This window comes from Streptomyces sp. NPDC057697 (assembly GCF_042799335.1).
Classification (GTDB): Bacteria; Actinomycetota; Actinomycetes; order Streptomycetales; family Streptomycetaceae; genus Streptomyces.
This window is the reverse complement of sequence record NZ_JBHVJA010000008.1, coordinates 70,990-88,043: the sequence shown is the minus strand read 5'-3', so window position 1 is coordinate 88,043 and position 17,054 is coordinate 70,990. Positions and strand designations below refer to the sequence as shown.

The following is a 17,054-nucleotide window of genomic DNA, read 5'->3' as shown; positions in this document are numbered from 1 at the left end:
CCGCACGGCGAGGCGGTCCCGTACACGCTGAGCGTGGGTGAGCTCTACGGTCCCGGCTGCTCGCGCCGCACCCCGGTCGGGCGCATGGTGTGGGACGCGCTGCGCAGCCGGCCGGTCGAGGCCGGGGGCGACCCGGACGCCGAGGTGTATCCCGTGCATGTGAACGACCTGGCCGACGCGATCGGGGCGGTGCTGCGGGCCCGGCCGGAGAGCCGCGAGATCGTGGTGGCCGCCGAGAAGCCGTGCACGGCGGCCGAACTGGCGCAGGCCGTGCACGACGCGGTGCGGCCGGTGCCGGTGCGGGCGGCGCCGGACGCCGGGCCGGGGTGGCACGCCCCGGCCGGCACCGTGCGGCCGCCCGGCTGGACGCCCGCCACGGGCCTGGCCCGCGGCCTGCACTCCTTCGCCCAGTGGCTCGCCTACGAGGGGGTGCTGACCGAGTCGGAGTGACCGGCACCGGGGCGGAGGCCGCCCGCGGCCGCTCAGCCGAGGATCAGCTCGGGCTCGTACATCTCCAGCCACAGGGCGAGGTCCAGGGCGCGTTCCAGGCCGCGGCGGGATGCCGAGGTGATCTGGGGGGCGTGGTGCTCGACCGCCGTGCGGAGCCGGTCGCGGTCGACGAGTTCGAACACGCGGTGGTCCGGACGGGCGAGCAGCGCACGGGCGTGTTCCTGAAGGGCCGTGGCGTACTTGGGGTCCTGGGTCGACGGGTAGGGGCTCTTGGTCCGGTCGTACACCGACCGGGGCAGCACATCCGCGGTGGCCTCGCGCAGCAGGCTCTTCTCCCTGCCGTCGAAGGACTTGAGGGCCCAGGGCGCGTTGTAGACGTACTCGACGAGCCGGTGGTCGCAGAACGGCACCCGGACCTCCAGGCCGACCGCCATGCTGGCGCGGTCCTTCCGGTCGAGCAGGACACGCACGAACCGGGTCAGGTGGAGGTAGCAGATCCTGCGCATGCGGAACTCGAAGTCGCTCTCGCCCGCGAGGCGTTCGATGCCGGCGACGGCGGTCTCGTAGCTGTCGCGAACGTACTTCTCCAGGTCGAGGGCCTGGCCGAGGTCGTCGCGGAGTATGTTCGAGTCCTCGCCGAAGTCTTCGGCGAACCGCACCAGCCAGGGGAAGGTGTCGGCGTTGCGGGCCCGCTCGTCGAAGAACTGGAGGTAGCCGCCGAAGACCTCGTCGGCGGACTCGCCGGACAGCGCGACGGTCGAGTGCTCGCGGATGGCCCGGAAGAGCAGATAGAGCGAGGCGTCCATGTCTCCGAGGCCCATGGGGATGTCCCGGGCCCGGATCATCCGGGCCCGCACCTCCGGGTCGGCGAGGGTGTCGGGGTCGAGCACGATGTCGCGGTGGATGGTGCCCGACTGCTCGGCCACGTCGTGCACGAACGGGGTGTCGGGGGTGGTGCGCAGTTCGTCGGCGACGAAGTTCTCGGTGCGTCCCACGAAGTCGACGGCGAAGGTGCGGACCTTCTCGCCGCTCTCGGCGAGCTGCCGGGCGGCGAGCGCGGTGACCGACGACGAGTCGAGTCCGCCGGAGAGCAGGACGCAGCGGGGCACGTCGGAGACCAGCTGACGGCGCACGATGTCGTCGAGGAGCGACCGTACGGTGGCGACCGAGGTGTCCCGGTCGTCGGGGTGCGGGCGGGTCTCCAGCCGCCAGTAGACGTGCCGCCGCAGTCCGCCGCGGTCCACGGTGACGACCGTGCCGGGCTCCACCTCGGACATGCCGTCCCATACGGCGTGGCCGGGGGTCTTGACGAGGGCGAACAGCTCCCGCAGCCCGTCGAGGGTCACCCGGGGCCGGGCCAGCGGATTGGCCAGGATGGCCTTGGGCTCCGAGCCGAAGAGCACCCCGTCGGGCGTCGGCCAGTAGTAGAAGGGCTTGACGCCCATCCGGTCGCGGATCATGACGAGCCGGTCGTGGCGGCCGTCCCAGATCGCGAAGGCGTACATGCCGTTGAGCCGCTCGGCCAGGGCCTCGCCCCACTCCAGGTAGCCGCGCAGCACCACCTCGGTGTCCGAGTCGGTGATGAACCGGTGCCCGCGGGAGGCCAGCTCCTCGCGGAGTTCGGTGAAGTTGTACGCCTCACCGGAGTAGACGAGCGCGACCGCCCCCTCGGGTGTGTCGACGGTCATGGGCTGGCGTCCGCCGGGCAGGTCGATGATCGCGAGCCGCCGGTGTCCGAGCGAGGCGTGGGCGTCGGTCCACGTCCCCCGGTCGTCGGGGCCCCGGCAGGACATGGTCTCCGTCATGGCGTCGAGCGTCGTGACCGCCTCGGCCGCCCGCAGATCGTGGTCGAACGAGACCCAGCCGGTGATGCCACACATATGCGTCCTCCCGATCCGGTCCCGCCGGAGAAGCCTCGTACGCACGGTGCCTCCCCGCCACGGGCGGCGTGCCGAGGACAGGGGCCCGGCAGAACCAGTTGTATTCAGCAGCTATATGACGAGCGTCTGCCTGCGATTGCGTACGGTCAACACGACCGTTACCTCCACGGCTGCGGGTTCCCCATACTTTCGGCCGCGGTTTTCCGGTTCCTGTACGGAGCCCCTTGCTCCGAAGCCCTTGTGGGGACGGCTCGCGCGCCGTTCACGGGGTCCCGATCCGGCCATCGGCAAAGACTTGGCCAACCGGGTCGCCCAGTGGGGTGGACCGCCTTCGCGGGCCCGTGCGGGACCCGGCGCGGCGGCGCCGTCCGCCCGGCTCGCGCCACCGCCTGGCACTCCGACGCGTGACCGCGCGATCACGCTATGCTCCCCCGGACCCGCCGCGGCCGGCACGGGCCCCACCGGACGGAGCACGTCATCTCTCTCATCCGGCACACGCCCCGCGCCCCGGCCGCCGCGACGACGGAGCACCTCCCGCCGCCTCCCGCGAGCAGCCCGCGCCGATGGACCCCGTGGGTCCCGGCTCTGTCGGCCCTGCTCGTCGGGGTCTGGGGGATCCGCCGCCAGGACACCCTGTGGGGCGACGAGGCGGTCACCTCCGCCATGGCACACCGCACCGTGCCGCAGATCTGGCACACCCTGGGCCATGTCGATGTGGTGCACGGTCTGTACTACCTGTTGATGCACGGGGTGTTCGCCCTCTGGGACGGCGGCCTGGTCGCGCTGCGGCTGCCGTCGGTGCTGGCGGTCGCCGCGGCGGCGGCCGGCATCGCCCGGCTCGGGCAGCGGCTCGCCACGACGCGGGCCGGTCTGCTGGCGGGTCTGGTGTTCCCGCTGCTGCCCGCGGTGCAGCGGTACGCCCAGGAGGGCCGGTCCTACGCCCTGGTCTGTGCCCTGGTCACCTGGGCGAGCTGTCTCCTCGTCGGCGCCCTCTCCCGGCCGCGGCGGCGGGGCTGGGTGGCCTACGGCGCGGTGATGCTGACGGCCTGCCTGCTCCATGAACTGGCCGTCCTGATGCTCCTCGCCCATGGGGTGACCGCCTTCCGGGCGCGGTCGGCGGCTCCGGTGCGGCGGGCGTGGAGCGTCACGGCGGGCGGGATGGTCGCCGTGATGCTGCCGCCGGCCATGTTCAGTACCACGCAGTCCGCGCAGGTGGACTGGATCGGCGCCCCGGACGCCGGGGCCGTGCTCGGCTTCGTGGCGACGGCCCTGCTGGGCGCCGTCCTGGCCCGGCTGCCCCGGCTCCCGCCCGGCGCCCGCCCCTCGGGCGGCCCGGTGCCCCTGCCCGAGCTGGCGCTCCCGCTGCTGATCCTGCCCACCGCCCTGCTGATGCTGGCGAGCCCGCTGCACGCGCTGTACGTGGACCGGTACGTGCTGGCCTCGACGGTCGGCTTCGCGCTCCTGACCGGCTCCGCGCTGGACCGGCTCGGCCCGTGGGCCGGGGCCGGCGGTGCCGTGCGGCGGACGACCTGTGCGGTGGGCCTGGCGGCGGTGCTCGCCGCGCTCGTCCCCGTGAGCGTCGCGCTGCGGCGGCCGGAGAGCCGCGAGAACGATGTCGGCGCCATCGCCCGGACGGTCCGGGAGACCGCCGGGCCGGGCGACGGGCTGCTGTTCACTCCGTACCGCAGACGGGTGTGGACGCTGGTCCGCCCGGACGACTTCCGGGCCCTGTCCGACCTCGCCCTGGCCCGGACACCGGTCGAGTCCGGCACCCTCTTCGGCCGGGAACTGCCGCCCGCCGCGATCCGGGCACGCATGCTGGCCGAGGAACGCCTCGTGGTCGTCGGCGATCCCGAGGGCCGGCCGCTGGAGCCGGACGCCCGCGAGGCGGTGAAGCGGGCCACCCTCGACGAGTTCTTCGAGCAGTGCGCCGACCGAACGGTCACCGGGGCGCGCATCCGTGTGTTCTCCACGCCCGGCCACTGCTGAACCGCCCCGGCCGGGGCGGCCCTCAGGCCCGCTCGTCGACCATCTCGGCGGTGATGGCCCACCGTTCGTGATCGCGCCAGGCCCCTTCGATGAAGAGGAAGTCCGGCGAGAGCCCTTCGAGACGGAATCCGGCCCGCCGGACCAGGGCGAGCGAACCCTCGTTGCCGGGCTGGATGTTGGCTTCCAGCCGGTGCAGTCCGAGCGGCCCGAAGGCGTAGCGCAGCACCAGGCCGAGGCCCTCGCTCATCAGGCCGCGTCCCACCGCGTGGGCGAAGACCCCGTATCCGAGCGCGCCGCAGCGGAACGCGCCCCCGACGATGTTGTTGATGTTGATGAACCCCGCGATCCCGCCCACGGGCCCACCGTCGGGTCCGTCCCCGCCACCGCGTTCGCAGACGAGGAAGCCCGCCTTCGTGGGGTCGTCGATCAGGCGGCCCGCGTAGGCGGCGTACGCGCGGGCGTCCGCGGGCGGGAAGAGCCAGGGGCTGTGCAGGTCCCGGCTCTCCCGCACCCGGCTGGTGAACTCCTCGGCATCGGCGGGGGTGAAGGGGCGGATCGCCGCGCGCCGCCCCACGGCCAGACAGTCGCTCTCAGACATCGGGCCAGCTTAAGCGCTCCTCCCCGCTGCCGGGCCGGGCGCACGGTCAGCCGCCCTCAGGGCACCGGCTCCGGCACGGGCACCCGGACGACCGCCACCTCGCCGGTCGACGGGTCACCGTGGTTGTAGAGGACGGCGGAGCCGTCGGGCGTGAACACCGGGTGCGGGTGCCGGGGGTGGCGGTCGGCGGCAGTCCGGGCCAGGGGCGTACGGGCGCCCGTCGTCATGTCGACGAGCACGATGTCGGAGACCTGCCCGGCGTTCTGCCAGCCCCGGCCCGGCCCGTCGAGCGGACCGGTCGTGTCGACCACGGCCCACCGTCCGTCGCGGCTGATGTCGCAGTGCCAGTCCCGCTCCCCCTCGCTGACCAGGCGGGCCGCCCGGCCGTCCGGGTGGACCGCGTACAGACCGCGCGGCCCCGCCTCGCTCTCGCCGTACGCGCAGACCACGGCGCCCAGGTCGTGGAACATCCAGCGCTCGTGGCCCACGGCGAGCGTGCCGCCGTCCGTCGACTGGTCCAGGACGCGACGGCCCCGCGGTGCCCGTGCGGGGTGCCGGGCCCAGATCCGGTCCGGGACCTCCCGGGCGGGCCCTTCATGGGCGAAGGCCAGCCACGACTCGTCGTACGGGCTGTGCGCCGGATGGTTGGCGAACCAGTCCGTGCCGAACAGTTCGTCGGCCCGCCCGGTGGCCACCGAGATCTCCAGACAGGTCACCGGATGCTCCCGGCCCGCGGGCTGTTCCATCACCACCACCCGGTCCCCCGCCGCCGTCAGGGAGCAGAGGTCCTGGAGGGTGTGCCCCCGGGCGGCCGTGTACAGCCGCTCGGGGGCGCCGGAGTCCAGGTCGAGGACATGGAGGGCGTCGTTCCAGACCCAGGCCATCCGCTCGGCGGCCAGGGCGACATCGGGCCAGAGCAACTGCCCCGGCCCCGTGGTTCCCGGCTCCGGCTCGTAGAGCGGGCGGGCGGCCCGCTCCCCGTCGCGCCAGCGGACGCTGGTGAGCCCGAGGGCGCCGGTGGCCGGTGCGTACCGGGTCAGCACCAGCCGTTCGCCGTCGGCGTGGAATCCGTTGGTGTGCGGATAGGGCAGATGCGCACCGGTGACCAGAGGCGTCATCGCACCAGCCTCACGGACCGGAACAGGGCGGGGTTCTTGGGCGAGGCCCCCACCCCGGCACCCCATTCGAGGTAGCCGTCGCGCGCGTCCGTGGCGGTGCTCGCGTCGGCGTCGTTGACGAGGAAGGAGAGTCCGAACGTCTTGGTGGGCGGGCGGTCGAACCCGAGCGAGGTCCAGGGGACGGCCAGCCGGTAGGTGGTGGTCCCGGCCTGCTCGTCCCGTACGGCGGAGACCTCCGCGCCCGGTGTGGGCCCGGCCTGCTGCCCCGGCGGGGCGGCCCAGGTGTAGGCGGTGGGCCCGCTCGGCAGCAGTGCCGCGCCGACCTCCACCCGGTTGCCACCGGGCGTGCCGGGGAAGTCCGAGTACAGGTCGTACTGGAGGGAGTCGGCCTGCCAGGCCGCCGAAGGGTCCGTCCGGTCCGCGTGGTGCACGTCGTCCTTGATGACCGCGTCCAGGATCAGCTTCTGGTCCGTGTGGGTGTAGCGGATCGTCCCGGAGAGATCCTCGGGGCCGGTCCTGGTGCCGCCCCGCAGACCCACCCAGTTCCCCGTGGAGCCCAGGTCCGTCGGGGCGAGCGTGGTGGCGCCCGCGGGCTCGACCGGGCTGAGGCTGAGCGAGCCCGAGTCGGTGGCGTCACCGGTCGTCACGGAGTAGGCATAGGGCACGAACTGCCGCACTTCGGCGGGGAGTTCGACCGTCCTCTCGGACGACTTCCCGGCCGGGACCGGGCCCGGGTCCGCGAGGGTCCCCGTCCAGGGCCCGACGCGCCAGCCCACCGGCGCGGGCGCCAGCGCCCGGTCCGGGTCGTTGTTGGTGATCCTCACCGTGAGGCCTCCGCCCGTCCGCCGGATGTCGGGCCGCCCGGTCACGGTGTACGGCTCGACCACCCTGGTCGTGGTGCGCAGCCGGGCCAGGCCCCCGAGGGAGGCACTGACGTCGCGCACGCCGGTGGTCGCGGTGGCGGGCAGCTTCACCGTGACCGAGGTCTTCGCGCCCGCCCGGGTCCTCAGCACGGTGTGCACGCCGTCGATCGTGACCGGCAGCCATCGGGGCAGTGCGCCCGCCTTGGTGCGGTCCGCGGTGAGGGTGACCTTCAGGGCGGCGCCGGTGACCGACTGCTCGGGCGTGCTCAGCCAGAGCGGCGAGTCCGTGACCGTGACCCCGGCGACCGGGCCTTCGAGGAAGACGGGGCTGCCGTCGAGGCCGAGCGTGACGCGCCCGGCGTTCGGGACGAGCGTGCTCCGCTTGCCGAACTGGTCGGTCAGCGTCAGGGGCTTGTCGGTGCGGACCGAGACCGTCTTCGGCGAAGTGGCCCACAGGGAACGGGTGGTGGTGCCGTACGGGTAGACGTGGACGGCCGGGTCGCCCGCGCTCTCCCGGGCGCCGAGCCGCTTGCCCGCCGTCTGGCGGATGAGGACGGCGTTGGAGACGGCGGCGGGCTTGGGGGCCAGGCCCTGGACGCCGTTCCCGGCGCGGTGGAACAGGCCGAAGCGGTGCTCGCGGTCACCGGGGTTGTCGCCGTCGTCGAGGAGGTCGTACCAGAAGTACTTGTCGGCCCCGGCCGCGCGGGCCAGCGTCTGGGCGCGGATCAGGTAGTCGGCCTGCTGGGACTCGCTCCAGCCGCCGGTGTTCGTGGGCCAGCCGTTCTCGGTGACCCAGACCGGCATCTTCTTGCGCGCCTCGACCTTCTTCACCAGCTGCGCGAACTCCCCGAGCGCCTTGATCTCCTCCGGCGGCGTGCCGGGGCCGTCGCCCGCGCCCGCGTAGTAGTTGACGCTGAAGGTGTCGAGGTGGTCCAGGCCGCCGCGGGCGATGAAGTCGTCGTGCCAGGCGAGCTGGGTGCCGGCCGAGGTGGGGCCCACCACATTGGCGTCCGGCATGGCCTGCTTCACCGCTTTGATCATGTCGATGTAGCAGGCGGCGGTGATGCCGCAGGCCCCGTCGTTGAACCCGGTCCCGTTGAACTCGTTGTAGACGGCGAAGTCCTTGGTGTACGGGGCGTAGGCGGCGGCCGCCGCCGCGCCGAACCTGGCGAAGGCCGCCAGTCCCTCGGGTGAGCTGGGGGTCTTGCCGCCGTCGTAGAGCGGGTTGCGGTAGCCGAGGATCGGCATGGTCCTGATGCCGCGCTCCGCCGCGTTCTTCAGCCCGGCGTCGAGGGGGTAGGCCCCGAAGTCGTAGACGCCCTTCTGCTTCTCCACCGCCCAGTTGACATCGGATCTGACCTGGCTCCAGCCCACCGTGGCGGCGGAGTCGAGCAGGGTGTCCTCCCAGCCGGGCTGCCATCCGTAGTGCAGGGCCACGGCGTAGTACGGGTCCTTGGCGGGCAGCGGTGCGACGACTCCGAAGGAGGTGGTCCGGGTCACCGGGGCGCCGGAGTCGGCGGTGGCGGTGAGCGTGTAGTAGCCGGGACCGAGATCCCTGATGTCGAGGGCGGCCCCGCCGTCGGTGACCTGCGCCGTACCGGACTTCAGCGGGACGCCGCCGGGGTCGCCGATGGTCCAGTCGATCCGGTCGGCCGCGGAGGCGAAGGTGATCGGGCCCTGGTCCGTGCCCTGGGTGAAGAGCAGGCGGCGCGAGGTGATGTCGAGCAGCGGGGCGTCGGTGAACTCGACGGCTATCCGGCTGAAACAGACCGGGGGCATGTTCTCGGCGGTCGCCTGGACATCGATCCGGAAGTCGGCCCCGTTGGCACGGTTGGCGAACCGGATGTCGCCGAGTTCGAACTGCCGGCTGCGCCAGGTCCCGGTGCCCTTCAGCTGCGGACCGGACACACCGGTGAAGGCGTTGGACTGCGAGTCGTACTGGAGCCCCATGCCGATCGCGCCCGCGTCGAAGTAGTCGACCGTGACCACGGCCCGTTTCGCCCCGGCGGGGACGGCGCCGGCCGCCACATCGACGTACAGATACCGGTTGTAGGGATCGCCGGACATCGTCCAGCAGCTCCGTCCCGCCTGCTCGCGCACCGCGTGGGCGGGGTCCTTGTCACGGTCGCCGGGCCAGGCCCGTTCGATCCCTTCGTACACGGGCTGCGCGCCGAGCACGGCGGTGGCGCGGGCCGGCCGGGCGTGGGCCGGTGCGGCGGCGGGCGCCTGCACCAGGGTGGCCGCCAGGGCCGCGACGGCGAGCGTCGTGAGCGCGCGGCGCAGCCGGGTGAGCGTTCTTCTCGGTGGTGCTTCGGACATCGCGAGGTCCCCTCTCGTGGGGCTGTCGGGCTGCTGGACCGTCCATGGCGACGGCCTCACCGCTGCGACCGGTCGAGGGCCGTGCCGACCCGCCGGTCCGCCTTCTCCAGCTCGGCGGCCGGGTCGGCGTCCTCCCGGGTCAGTACGGCCTGCACGGCGCTGTCCAGTGCGGCGTACAACTCCTGGGCGGCGACGGGTGGTTCGACGACGTACTCGGTGGTGCCGAGGCTGTTCACATAGGGGGCGAAGTTCTTCAGCGGTACGTTGGAGTGCTCGCGTTCGGCGGCGGCGGCAGGCCCGGAGACCTTCGCGTCGTAGAACGGGAGGCCGGGCACTCCGGCGGGGTTCTTGTCGGCGGCGACCTGCGCGGTGCGCTCGGCGGCCGACGCGGGGTCGTACTTGGTCCGCAGATAGAAGAAGTCGATCCACTTCGCCGCGGCGGTGCGCTGCGCCGCGTCCGCCTTCGGCGAGACGACGGCGACACCGCCGCCGAGGAGGGTGGCCTTCTCGCCCCCGGAAGGGAGCGGCGCCTGTCCGTACGCGTCGGGTCTGCCGTGGAACTTGGAGACATAGGCGCCGTACGTGCTGGGCGAGCCCAGCAGCATGGCGACCTTCCCGCCCGCGAAGTCGCGGGTCAGGTCGTCGGTGCCGCGCAGGTGCTGCTTGCCCATCGACCCGTCGGTCCACCGCATGGCCTTCAGCAGGCCGAGGGCCTTGGCGGTCGGGCCCTCCTGGAAGGCGGTGACCTGCTTGCCACCCACCTCCTTCTCCATCCGGCCGCCGTAGGAGTACGTCATGGTGGTCAGCATCCAGCCGCCGGTGTTGTCGGTGGTGTGCATGCCGAAGCCGGCGACACCGGTCCGGTCCGTGATCGTCCTGGCCGCGGTGCGCAGCTCGTCCCAGGTGGCGGGCGGCTTGTCGGGGTCGAGGCCGGCCCGGCTGAACAGCTCGCGGTTGTAGACCAGGCCGACGGAGTACACCTCGGTGGGAATGCCGTAGATCCTCCCGTCGGAGTCCGTGGCCGGGGCGAGCAGCCGCTTGTCGAACTCCGCTCCGTGCGGCAGGGCTTCGACCTCCTTGCTGAGGTCGGCGATCTGGTGCCGTTCGATCATCTCCGGCGGGTAGGTCAGCGGCACCCGGAAGACGGTCTCCAGTCGGCCGGAAGCGAGCCGTGCGGGGAAGGTCTTGGCGTCCCACAGCGCGTCGGTCGGCTTGATCCTGATGCCCGGGTTGGCCTTCTCGAAGGCCGCGACCTGGGCGAGGAAGTCCTTGCGGCCGGCCGGCAGGGTGGTCGGCGGCATGCCCGAGACGGTGATCTCCGTCCGGCCGTCCGCGCTCTTCCCGCTCGCGCCTCCGCCCCCGCAGGCGGCGAGGGAGACGACCAGCAGCGCTGCCGTCCCGAGGGCGACGAGCCCTCGTCGTCGGCCCTTCGTCCGGCTGTCGGCCAGTCTGTGTGCGGGTTCGGTCATCACGGCTCCCCTGTATGCGGATCGGGCTGGGCAGAAGCTAGCAATAGCGCGTTAACGCGTAAAGGTGTTGCGACGAACTCACCTGCTGCGAGGCCGAAGTTCGTGCAGTTAACACATCAGGCACGCTGTTACTCGTCCCCGTGCACCACTCCGCGCCCCGGCCTCGGGGCGTCTTCTGCTCGGCAGCGAACCGGAGTTACCCTTAGCGCGTTAACGTGTCAGGAAGTCGGAGAACGAGTCGGTGGACGATGGGGGCAGCATGATCGAGGCCGAGCGCGCCGGCATGGGCCAGGAACCGCTCTACCGGATGGTGAAGCGGGATCTGGTCGCGGACATCGACCGGGGCGCCTACGAACCCGATCAGCCCTTCATCAGCCAGCGCGAGGTCCGCGAGCGGTTCGGCGTCAGCTCCACGACCGCGGTGCGGGCCCTCAACGAGCTGGTGGCCGAGGGGTACTTGGTGCGGCAGCGGGGGCGCGGGACGTTCGTGGCCGAGCGGAGCTCACCACCGACCGGCACCGGAACGGGGGCGCGTGAACGCTCGGTCGCCTGTGTGATGCACGGGCAGGGCCCGCACCAGTCCACCGTTCTCGATGGCATCGAGTCCGTCTGCGGCGAGGAGGGGCTGCGGATGTTCCTGTCGAACTCCAAGGGCTCGAAGCAGGCCGAGGAGCAGGCGCTACGGCTGGCCCTGCAGACGGGCGCCGGCGGCGTGGTGCTCTATCCCATCGACAGCGGCTCGGACTCTCCGGCCCTGGCCGAACTCACCCGGTGCGGCGTCCCCGTCGTCATGATCGACCGCTACCACCCCGAATCCCCGAGCGATGCCGTCGTCTTCGACAACTACGCGGTGGGATTCGGGCTCACCGAACACCTCGTCGAGCGCGGCCACCGCCGGATCGCCACGCTCTGGGACGAGACCGACGTCACCAGCGTGGCGGAGCGGCTCACCGGGCACGTCCAGGCGCTGCGCAAGCACGGCATCCCGGTATCGCCCGAGCTCACCGCCCTGACGACCTATCACAAGCTGCCCGACGAACGGCGGTTGAGCATGCTCTCGGCCTTCCTCGACCGCCCGGAGCCGCCCACCGTCCTGCTCTGCGCCAACGGCCACACCCTGGCGCACGCCGCCCGGGACCTCTCCGTCCTCGGTCTCGAAGTGCCCGGTCAGATCGAACTGGCCGGCATGGACGACGCCGGGCCCTTCGACCTGCTCCCCCTGACGGTCGCCGCCGCCCGCCTCCCCTCCCGCGAGATGGGCCGCCGGGCGATGGAACTGCTCGCGCAGCGCATCCGGAACCCGGACGGTCCGCACGAGGTGCGGCATGTCCTGCTGCCCGTCGAGATCCGGACGCGCGACTCCGCGCAGGCGTATCTGCGGGTGGTCGGGGCAGATGGGGCCCGGCCCGCCTGAGAGCCTGTCAGGTGACTTCCGACCGGTCGCCCGACGGGCTCCGGACGCGGCCGGGCCGTGTCACTTCAGCCGGCCGCCGACCACCGGCAGCTCCAGCACCCCGGTGTCCTCGGGAGCGCTGACCACCGTGACCGGCTTGATCCCCCGGTTGCCGAAGTACGCGTCGTCGCTCGCCGCGATCACGAACTCCAGCCGGTGCCCGGCTTCGTAGCGGTGGACGATGCCAGGGAGCCGCACGGTGAACGAGCGGGTGACGTCCGGCACCCGCACCGGGGCGACCAGCCGGTTCACGAGGGTCCTGCCGCCGTCCGGGGCCACGTCGTAGACCTTGGCGAACAGGACGAGCTTGTCGGCGGCATCGCCGCTGTTCTGCACCCGCTCCGTCTTCGGCGAGACGACCTTCAGGGTGGCCTTCGGCGCGCCGACCACATCGACGGGGGCCGTCAGCGGGGCGCTGGTCCAGCCGAGGTAGGTGCCCTTGGTGTCGTAGGGCCGAGGGTCGGGCAGTCCGACGAGACCGGCCAGCGAGCTCTCCGAATGGCTGGTGGGAATCAGCCAGTTGGCGTACTGGCGGCTGCCCCGGACGACCTCGGAGCGGTCACCGACGAGCTTGCCGTCGCCGGACAGGTAGACCTTCTGCGTGAGGGCGGGCACCGAGTCGGCCGTGCCGTAACCGCTGTGCCAGTCACGGTAGTAGGCGAACTCGGGGCCGGTGTCGGTGTTCTTCCGGTGCCGGAGGTAGCGGTCGAACCAGGCGAGGACGCGCTGTCCGACGTAGCTGGTCTCCAGATTGCCCTGGCCCAGGTCGAGTTCGCCGGGTACCTGTCCGCCGCTGTGCCCCCATGCCTGCCAGATCATCTTGACCGTGGTGCCCTGCGCCTTGAGCTTCTCGTAACTGGCGGTGGCCTCGTTCAGGTTGAACAGGGTGTCGGTCTGGCCCTGGACGAGCAGGGTGGGCGCCTTGACCTTGCCGAGGTGGTCGACGGGTGACACGCTGCGCGCGTAGTCGAGCATCGCGGCGGTCCGGTCCGCCGGGTAGCGGCCGGAGTTGAGCAGCCGGATGGTGTCGCAGGCCCGTGACGCGAAGTGCAGACAGGTGAGACCGTTGAACCGGGACGGGTCCAGGCTCGCGTTGAGCACCGTCTGCCCCTCCCCCAGCAGATAGAAGCCGTCGGTCCACTGCCACTTGAAGACCCCGGGTGTGTCGGACGAGACGCCCTCGCGGGCGTCGGCGTTGTTCGGGGCGAGCGAGTACGCCAGGTCGTTCCAGGTGATCAGCGGCACGAGGGCGTCGATCCGCGGGTCGACGGCCGCGGCGGCCGGCTGGACGGCACCGCCGTAGGAGCCACCGATCATGCCGACCCTGGGGTCGTCGCCGCCGTCCCGGGTGACGTAGTCGGCCCTGGTGCCGTCGTCGGCGGCGCGGGTCCCGGCGAGGAAGTCGACGAGGGCGGACGCCGCCCGGCCGTCGACGGCCGGGTCGTCGAGGGTGATGAGGCAGCCCGACTTGCCGAAGCCGAGGCCGGAGTAGACGAGGCCGACGTAGCCGCGGGAGGCGAAGGCCTTGCCGATGGCGTCGGTCGAGCCGTCCGACTTGCTGCCGCCGAAGCCGTTGGTGGCGAGCACGGCGGGGGCCGGGTGCCGGGCGTCGACCCCGGCGGGCCGGTACAGATCCGCGTCCACGGTGCAGGAGCGGTCGCCCGCCCGGACGGTGAACTTCAGCGGGGTGACGCCGTACTGGCCCGCGTCGGCGGCGGTCGCGCGCGCCGCGCCCGCGAGGAGCAGCGGTGCGGCGAGCGCGGCTCCGGCCACGACCGCGGCGGACTTCCGGGAGAGCGTCCGGTACCCGGACCGGGGGCGGGGAACAGCACGCGACACGAGGACCTCCACACGAGGGCGCCTTACCGGCCGGTAAGCAACAGACCGCGCTCATGCTGTGACACGTGTCATAGTGATGTCAACGTTCAGGGCGGCGTTTCCTGAACCATGCTCAACTTCTTTGCGATACGCCCTCGTTCAGCGCAGCGCGGGCACCTCCACCGTGAGGGTGGCGGGGCCGCCGTCGGCCGGGGCGTCCAGCACCGCGGGCACTCCGAGCGGAATGGTGAGCGCCGTCGGCCCGTGCCCGAACCCCAGTTCCTCGACGACGGGAACGCCCAGCGGGGCGAGCCGGTCGGTGAGCACGGCCCGCACCTGCTCGTAGGGACCGCAGCCCGCCCAGGAGCCGCAGACCACCCCGGCCACCCCGTCGAGCGCCCCGGCCCGCAGCAGTTGGGTGAGGATGCGGTCGATGCCGTACGGGTCCTCGGTGGTGTCCTCGATCACCAGCAGCCCGCCCCGCGCCGAGGTCCGGGCGTGCGGGGTGCCGAGTTCGGCGGCGAGCAGGCTCACACAGCCGCCGTAGGTGATGCCGCGGGCCCTGCCGGGGACCAGTGCCCGCGCGGTGGGCAGACCGAGGCTCCGTACCGACGCGGGCTCGAACAGGGTGGCCCGCAGGGACTCCTGGGTGTCCGGGTCCTTGAGGAAGGTCTCGGTTCCGGCCATCGGACCGTGCAGGGTGGCCAGCCCCATGCGCCGCGCGAACGCCTCGTGGAGCACGGTGATGTCGCTGTAGCCGATGAACACCTTGGGCCCCGCCGCGCGCATCGCCGCCCAGTCGACCAGGTCGACCATCCGCTGCGCGCCGTACCCGCCGCGGGCGCAGATCACCGCGTCCACCGTGGGGTCGCACCAGGCCCGCTGGAGGTCCCCGGCCCGCTGCTCGTCGGTCCCCGCGAGATAGTCGAGCCCGTGGTGGACCTGGCGCGCATGGGGTGCTTCGACGGGCTCCAGGCCCCAGCCGCGCAGGACGTCCAGGCCCGCCTCCAGCCGGTCGGCCGGTACCGGTCCGCTCGGTGACACGACGGCGATCCTGGCTCCCGGGCGCAGCCGGGCGGGGCGGGTCAGCGGTGCGAGGGTCACTTCTTCAGCTCCAGGGCCGGGACGTCGGTGCGGTCGAGCCCGAAGGTCTGCGCGTACAGGGAGAGTTCGGCCTCCAGGGCGCGGACCATGGTGTCGGCGCGCCGGAAGCCGTGCCCCTCGCCCTCGAAGGTCAGGTACGCGTGCGGGACGCCCTTTCCGTCGAGCGCGGCGAGGAAGCGTTCGCACTGGACGGGCGGGCAGATCGGGTCGTCCAGCCCCTGGAGCAGGAGGAAGGGCGTGGTCAGCCGGTCGGTGCGGCTGATCGGCGAGCGTTCGCGGTAGCGGCCGGGCACCTCGGTGATGGGGCCCACCAGGGACTCCAGGTACCGCGATTCGAAGTCGTGGGTCTCGCCGGTGCCCCAGCCGGTCAGGTCGAGGATGGGGTAGATGACGGTCCCGCAGGCGTAGACGTCGGTGCCGGTCAGTGAGGCCGCGGTGGTCCAGCCGCCTGCGCTGCCGCCCCGGATGGCGAGCCTGCGGCGGTCGGCCGTGCCCTCGTCGGCCAGCGCCTCGGCGACGGCCGCGCAGTCCTCGACGTCGACGACGCCCCACTGTTCGCGCAGCCGGTTGCGGTAGGTCCGGCCGTGGCCGGTCGAGCCGCCGTAGTTCACCTCGGCGACGCCGATGCCGCGCGAGGTGAAGTAGGCGATCTCCAGGTCGAGTACGAGTGCGGCGTGGCCGGTGGGGCCGCCGTGCGCCCAGACCACGTAGGGCGGCCGTTCGTCCTCGGGGCCGGTCCGGTCGGGGCTGTGCGGCGGGTGGACGTGGGCGTGGATCTCGCGTCCGCCCGGCCCGGTGAAGGTGCGCTGTTCGGGCCGGGGGTAGTACGCGGGGTCGACGGCGTCCCGGTGCGGCGCCCCGATGACGCGGGTGCGGCCGGTCGCGGTGTCCAGCTCCACCACTTCGAAGGCGCTGTACGGGCTCGCCGCCACGCCGATGACCCGGCTGCCGTGCACGGCGAGCGTCTCGGCCCACTCGGTCCAGGGCCCGGCGGCGTCGGCCAGTTCGCCGGTCTGCGGGTCGAGGATGCCGAGCGCGGTGGTGCCCCTGCCGTGGACGGTGGCGATCAGGCCGTTGTCCAGCGGCCGGAACCAGCTGAGGCCGATCTTCCAGAGCGGTCCGGCGAACTCCTCCTCGCCGGGGTGGAGCGCGACCGTGTCCCCGTCCGGGTCGGCGCGGTAGAGGTTCCACCAGCCGCTGCGGTCGCTGGCGAGGAGCAGATGTCCGCCGGCGTCCCACTCGATCTGCGGCACCGACTCCTCGGGGCCGCCGGCGAGGACCCGGGTGCGGTGGAAGGTGCCGTCCTCGGCGATGTCCGCGAGCATCACCTCGGTGCCGTCCCACGGCATCCGGGGGTGGTCCCAGGCGATCCAGGCGGCCCGCCGGCCGTCGGGCGAGACCTTCGCCCCGGTGACGAACCGGTGGCCGTCGTCGCTGAGTTCGCGTACCGCGGTGCGGTCCTCGGCGGCGGAGCCGTCCAGGGGTACGGCGACGATCACCCGGCGCAGTTCGGTGGGGCCCTCGCCGGTGAACTCCTCCAGGACGCACCAGACTTCGCCCCGGTCGGGGTGGAGCCGCGGATCGGCCCAGCGCAGCCCGCCGCCGACGGCCGAGACCGGGGTGAGCGGCCGGGGCTCGTCGGGCCCGTCCGGGGCGTAGGCGTACAGCCGCTGGTCGGCGAAGTGGACGAAGACGATCAGCGGGCCGCCCTCGGCCCGCGCGGTCCCGGTCCAGGGCACGCCGCCGTACTCGATGACCCGGCTCCGCACGTTCCACGGGGCGGGCAGCACGGGTACGGTCTCCCCGTCCGCGCGGCGGCGGACCAGGGCGCGGCGGCCCGCCTCCGCGGGGCGCGGCTCGGTCCACCAGACCTCGTCGCCGACGGTGGAGACGTACTCCGGGCGCCCGTCGTGGGAGGCGGCGAGCGCGGCGTCGATCGGTGAGGGCCAGGTTCCGTAGGCCCCGGTGGGCAGCATCATCGATTCCCCCTGTA

10 protein-coding genes are annotated in these 17,054 nt (G+C 72.8%); 2 read left to right on the top strand and 8 right to left on the bottom strand.

Annotated elements, in window-relative coordinates; all coding sequences use genetic code 11:
• Positions 1–482: 482 nt before the first annotated feature.
• A complete protein-coding gene (gene asnB, locus ACFVFH_RS21315; protein ID WP_383770973.1) occupies positions 483–2,330 on the bottom strand; it encodes an asparagine synthase (glutamine-hydrolyzing) in 1,848 nt (615 codons plus the stop codon).
• A 423-nt stretch (positions 2,331–2,753) separates the two neighbouring features.
• Here asnB and ACFVFH_RS21310 point away from each other — a divergent pair, with 423 nt between their 5' ends.
• The gene (locus ACFVFH_RS21310; RefSeq protein ID WP_383770970.1) at positions 2,754–4,319 is read left to right on the top strand and encodes a hypothetical protein; all 1,566 of its coding nucleotides are present in this window, start codon (positions 2,754–2,756) and stop codon (positions 4,317–4,319) included.
• 22 nt (positions 4,320–4,341) lie between these two features.
• On the opposite strand, the gene ACFVFH_RS21305 is transcribed toward ACFVFH_RS21310, so the two are convergent.
• Genes ACFVFH_RS21305 through ACFVFH_RS21290 form a run of 4 tightly spaced genes read right to left on the bottom strand, consistent with a single transcriptional unit; the run spans position 4,342 to position 10,686 of the window.
• A complete protein-coding gene (locus tag ACFVFH_RS21305) occupies positions 4,342–4,917 on the bottom strand; it encodes a GNAT family N-acetyltransferase (RefSeq protein WP_383770967.1) in 576 nt (191 codons plus the stop codon).
• A gap of 56 nt (positions 4,918–4,973) precedes the next feature.
• The gene (locus ACFVFH_RS21300) at positions 4,974–6,035 is read right to left on the bottom strand and encodes an oligogalacturonate lyase family protein (RefSeq protein ID WP_383770964.1); all 1,062 of its coding nucleotides are present in this window, start codon (positions 6,033–6,035) and stop codon (positions 4,974–4,976) included.
• Positions 6,032–9,217 carry a sugar-binding protein gene (locus ACFVFH_RS21295; RefSeq protein ID WP_383770961.1) on the bottom strand — a complete coding sequence of 1,062 codons (3,186 nt, stop codon included), beginning with the start codon at positions 9,215–9,217 and terminating at the stop codon, positions 6,032–6,034. Before ACFVFH_RS21295 ends, ACFVFH_RS21300 begins: the two co-directional genes overlap by 4 nt.
• A 56-nt stretch (positions 9,218–9,273) precedes the next feature.
• Positions 9,274–10,686 carry an ABC transporter substrate-binding protein gene (locus ACFVFH_RS21290; RefSeq protein WP_383770959.1) on the bottom strand — a complete coding sequence of 471 codons (1,413 nt, stop codon included), beginning with the start codon at positions 10,684–10,686 and terminating at the stop codon, positions 9,274–9,276.
• A 259-nt stretch (positions 10,687–10,945) separates the two neighbouring features.
• Between ACFVFH_RS21290 and ACFVFH_RS21285 the strand changes: the two genes are divergently transcribed.
• Entirely contained in the window at positions 10,946–12,100 is a 1,155-nt protein-coding gene (locus ACFVFH_RS21285; RefSeq protein ID WP_383770956.1) for a LacI family DNA-binding transcriptional regulator, read from the top strand.
• Between the two features lie 60 nt (positions 12,101–12,160).
• Here ACFVFH_RS21285 and ACFVFH_RS21280 read toward each other — a convergent pair whose 3' ends face one another.
• From ACFVFH_RS21280 to ACFVFH_RS21270, 3 genes are all read right to left on the bottom strand, one after another.
• A complete protein-coding gene (locus ACFVFH_RS21280; protein ID WP_383770953.1) occupies positions 12,161–13,990 on the bottom strand; it encodes a CocE/NonD family hydrolase in 1,830 nt (609 codons plus the stop codon).
• Positions 13,991–14,116: 126 nt separating this feature from the next.
• Positions 14,117–15,061 (bottom strand): LD-carboxypeptidase, encoded by a 945-nt coding sequence (locus ACFVFH_RS21275; RefSeq protein WP_383770950.1) that lies wholly within the window; start codon positions 15,059–15,061, stop codon positions 14,117–14,119.
• Complete coding sequence (locus ACFVFH_RS21270) at positions 15,058–17,037, bottom strand: LpqB family beta-propeller domain-containing protein (RefSeq protein WP_383771530.1); 1,980 nt, start codon at positions 17,035–17,037, stop codon at positions 15,058–15,060. The genes ACFVFH_RS21275 and ACFVFH_RS21270 overlap by 4 nt, the downstream gene beginning before the upstream one ends.
• Positions 17,038–17,054 lie beyond the last annotated feature (17 nt).

What these genes read in the sequence shown, in the direction of transcription:
- ACFVFH_RS21295 (WP_383770961.1), bottom strand. Translation starts at nt 9,217, where the DNA reads ATGTCCGAAGCACCACCGAGAAGAACGCTCACCCGGCTGCGCCGCGCG.
- ACFVFH_RS21270 (WP_383771530.1), bottom strand. Translation starts at nt 17,037, where the DNA reads ATGCTGCCCACCGGGGCCTACGGAACCTGGCCCTCACCGATCGACGCC.
- ACFVFH_RS21290 (WP_383770959.1), bottom strand. Translation starts at nt 10,686, where the DNA reads ATGACCGAACCCGCACACAGACTGGCCGACAGCCGGACGAAGGGCCGA.
- ACFVFH_RS21305 (WP_383770967.1), bottom strand. Translation starts at nt 4,917, where the DNA reads ATGTCTGAGAGCGACTGTCTGGCCGTGGGGCGGCGCGCGGCGATCCGC.
- ACFVFH_RS21285 (WP_383770956.1), top strand. Translation starts at nt 10,946, where the DNA reads ATGATCGAGGCCGAGCGCGCCGGCATGGGCCAGGAACCGCTCTACCGG.
- ACFVFH_RS21310 (WP_383770970.1), top strand. Translation starts at nt 2,754, where the DNA reads ATGCTCCCCCGGACCCGCCGCGGCCGGCACGGGCCCCACCGGACGGAG.
- ACFVFH_RS21300 (WP_383770964.1), bottom strand. Translation starts at nt 6,035, where the DNA reads ATGACGCCTCTGGTCACCGGTGCGCATCTGCCCTATCCGCACACCAAC.
- asnB (WP_383770973.1), bottom strand. Translation starts at nt 2,330, where the DNA reads ATGTGTGGCATCACCGGCTGGGTCTCGTTCGACCACGATCTGCGGGCG.